The organism is Flavobacterium soyangense (genome assembly GCF_015277675.1).
Taxonomy (GTDB): domain Bacteria; phylum Bacteroidota; class Bacteroidia; order Flavobacteriales; family Flavobacteriaceae; genus Flavobacterium; species Flavobacterium soyangense.
The window spans coordinates 1-3,516 of record NZ_JADHEC010000069.1 but is presented as its reverse complement, the minus strand read 5'-3'; the positions used below and the strand labels follow the sequence as shown (position 1 = coordinate 3,516).

The window sequence follows — 3,516 nt, the reverse complement described above, 5'->3', positions numbered from 1 at the left end:
TTTTCAATATCTTTGGAACTCATAAATTTTGTTTTTTGTCACTCAAAATATATGAAAAAAAGGGCTTACTTTTAAAAGTAGCCCTTTCTGTTTAAAAATATTAATCGGTTAGTAGTGGTTTCCAGTATTAAAATCATACTTTATTTGGCCTGAAATCAATTGGTATTCGTATTTTTTTTCATTGGATGCAAAAGCATTTTCATAACCAAAATACAGGGTTGGATAATTGTTGTTTCTGATATTTATTTTTCCGTCAGGTCTCGAAATGTATTTGTTTCCAAAATTTATTCGTGCCAAAATCGTGGCTTTTGTGAGATGATGTTGCTCCAATGCTGGAGTCATATTATCATTGGGAAACAATGGATTATTAGAACTATATACATCATCGCTTTTAACGAATGTCTGATTTGTGGTATTGAACAAAGGTTTTCGTTGTTGGTATTCTATGTTGCCTTTTACATACAAACCGTTGTTTACATCTTGAGCATAAGTTATACCGGCAAATTCTTTGTTGTACAATTTCATATAATTATCTACGAAAAATAAGGAACTCACAGTGTTTATGAATTTTGTAATGGGTTCTTCTGAATTGAATTGATTTACTTTAGTTCCTCCGCAAACGGTTAGTGTTGCATAATTTCGGTTATTAAAACGATGATAATAATCACCGGTAACACGCAATCGATCATCAGAAAAACCACAATTAAACTTGGTGCTTATGGAAGTCGATCTTCCTTTTTCTTCTTCCCCTGCCCAATTTCGGAAAGAAAATCCTGAATCGAGATTCCAGCCCTGAACTGTGTTAAAACTTAATGAGGATAAATTAAGCAAGCCGTCATAAGAAAAAGATTGTTTTTGGCTGCTATTTTTCCAAGAATAACCCGTAATTGGACTCAAAAATTTGAATTTATTTCCTTTCTTATCAATTGAATCTAAATACTTTTTTGAATTTCGAACCGTGTGAACGCTGTCTTTTTTTTTATAATCCGTATTCTCTTCGATAGTTAGAGGAATGGGTCTGATTTTATTCCAAAAAACAGTGTCTTTTTTATTGGAATTGTTTTCAAAACTTACAATTTCATTAGTAAAAGTCTTTTTGGCAAACGCTTCTTGAAACTCATAATTGCTGTAAACATAAGAGAATTTTCCGTTGAATTTTATTCCAAAAACACCTGCTGAAAATTCAAGACTTTGAGTATTTTTTGCCCAAATACGATTGTTTTTGTTGTAACTGAAATTTTGTTTCAACTTCATGACATCAACAAATTCCTGATGCATTCGATAGCCTTTAATGTCTAAATCTACCGCATAAATTACCCAAGAATCTTCGACAATATAAATATATCCATCAAAAACGGGCTCAGCATCTCGTTTTGCAATGACTTTTATTTTATTGATCATTAAGTTATTTTCGTCCTGAAAAGTACCTTCTAATTTATATTTATAATAGTTGAAAGCATTATCGGCAATGGGTGAAATTATTTTGCTGTTGAAGTCTAAAGTATTGTCATAGAAATCATAAATTGTTGAGCGTGCGGTGTTATAACTGAAACCTTTGTTGTCTCCGCTCACTTTTGAAGCAATAATTCGTTCCTTTAAATTGTCGGGTTTTTCAAAAATAATTTTCGAAACAGTTTCTGATAAATAGATAATTCCTGTTCCAGTTGAATCGACAGCGCCGTCTAAATCGCCAATTTTTTGTCCCATTATTTTTTTGGGTAAATCTTTGACTTTAAAAATGCCACGGGAATAAAAATCAGCTTTAAAACGAGCTGTTTTTTCGGAGTTTTCTTTTTTGTGGGCAATAGTTTTCCTAATTACAGTATTGGCTGGATTGTCTTTCGTGTTGATTACCACTTCGGAAAGCGATAAATTTCCTTCGATTAATTGGATGTTTTGGGTAAACGGAAATTTATCAATTGTAACCGTTATTTTTTGGGTTTTGAATCCTAAATATTGAAAAACAATAGTGTGTTTCCCCGTTTTTTTGATGTTCAATTCGTAATTTCCTTGCTCGTTGGAGGAAGTTCCGTTATAGGTGTTCTCTTCTAAAATCGTTACAAGCGAAAGAGGAATTCCTTTGTTGTCAGTAATAGTTCCTCTGATTTGTGCAAAAGAAAAAAATGAAATTAGGGATAAAATAAGCAGTAAATATTTTTTCATCTAGATGTTTTTTCAAGTAAGACGAATTAACCTACGAATTGTTACATAATTGAATTAAGTAATGAATGCTTTCTACAAAAAAGATAGTATCGCTAATTCATAGCTTTTCATTCCAAAACCAAGAATAACACCTTTGGCATTGCCAGAAATATAGGATTGATGGCGGAAACTTTCACGCGAAAAAGTATTCGAAATATGGACTTCAACAACTGGAGTTGTGATAGCTTTTATAGCATCACCAATCCCAATGGATGTGTGTGTGTAAGCTCCAGCGTTAAGAATAATTCCATCATAAGAAAAACCAAATTCCTGAATTTTATCGATTAATTCTCCTTCGATATTGCTTTGGTAATAAGTCAATTCTACTTTTGGAAATTTGCTTTTTAAGATTTCTAAATAATCTTCAAAAGTTTGGTTACCGTAAACTTCCGGCTCACGTTTTCCTAATAAGTTGAGATTTGGTCCGTTGATGATAATGATTTTCATAATTCATATTTTTGTAAAAATAAAAAAACCGTTCCAATAAAGAACGGTTTCGATATACTTATTATTTTAATTTATTTTAGAACATTATACCTGCCGAAAGCTGAAGAACGGAATTTTTTGATTGTGCATTTGTCGAAACTTCTGTCAAGCCTAAAACATATCTACCTTGAATAAAGATGTGTTTGGTGACTTTTAAACCCAATCCGGCATCAACTGAAAAGTCAAATGTGTTTGAATCGTTAACATCAAAATTATTTTTTTCGCTCAATAAAAAGGAAGCCTGTGGGCCAAATTCAAGGCTAAATGATTTGCCTAAATATATTTTTGCCAAAACAGGAATAGCAATATATCCCAGTCTGTTTTTAAAGTCTCCCAATGCAGTTTTATAAGTTGCACCTTGTGTTGTGTATAATAACTCAGGTTGTATTGCAAATTTATCTAACAGTTTAATTTCTGCCACTAATCCTCCTTGATAACTGGTTATAGCATCTGTTTGAACTGAAGATCCAGAAAAGTTTGCGTAATTTACACCTGCTTTTACGCCTATTTGTAATAGCTGTGCCTTAACATTTACTGATAAGGCAAGAAGTAATACGGAAACTAAAATTGTTTTTTTCATAATTTTTTTAATTTTATTTGTAGGATAGATTTCTAAGTTAAAAACTCTTTAGTTTAATAATTATTGTATTCATTTAAGATGAAATATTTATTATTTTGCATTTTCCAAAGATATCCATTATTTATATTTTCTTACACTACTAACCGATTAATATTTTTAAACAGAAAGGGCTACTTTTAAAAGTAAGCCCTTTTTTTCATATATTTTGAGTGACAAAAAACAAAATTTATGAGTTCCAAAGATATTGA

The 3,516-nt window shown here is 31.2% G+C and carries 3 protein-coding genes; all 3 read right to left on the bottom strand.

The annotated features are described in order from the left end of the window. Nucleotides 1–108 precede the first annotated feature (108 nt). A complete protein-coding gene (locus IR213_RS15880; protein ID WP_194313272.1) occupies nt 109–2,163 on the bottom strand; it encodes a DUF5686 and carboxypeptidase regulatory-like domain-containing protein in 2,055 nt (684 codons plus the stop codon). Between the two features lie 72 nt (nt 2,164–2,235). After that, nucleotides 2,236–2,649, bottom strand: coding sequence for a type II 3-dehydroquinate dehydratase (aroQ, locus tag IR213_RS15875; RefSeq protein WP_194313271.1), 414 nt, complete (start codon nt 2,647–2,649; stop codon nt 2,236–2,238). Nucleotides 2,650–2,725: 76 nt separating this feature from the next. Further along, on the bottom strand, nt 2,726–3,268 hold the full coding sequence (locus IR213_RS15870; RefSeq protein WP_194313270.1) for a porin family protein: 543 nt from the start codon (nt 3,266–3,268) through the stop codon (nt 2,726–2,728). Between the last annotated feature and the right edge of the window lie 248 nt (nt 3,269–3,516).

What these genes read in the sequence shown, in the direction of transcription:
- IR213_RS15880 (WP_194313272.1), bottom strand. Translation starts at nt 2,163, where the DNA reads ATGAAAAAATATTTACTGCTTATTTTATCCCTAATTTCATTTTTTTCT.
- aroQ (WP_194313271.1), bottom strand. Translation starts at nt 2,649, where the DNA reads ATGAAAATCATTATCATCAACGGACCAAATCTCAACTTATTAGGAAAA.
- IR213_RS15870 (WP_194313270.1), bottom strand. Translation starts at nt 3,268, where the DNA reads ATGAAAAAAACAATTTTAGTTTCCGTATTACTTCTTGCCTTATCAGTA.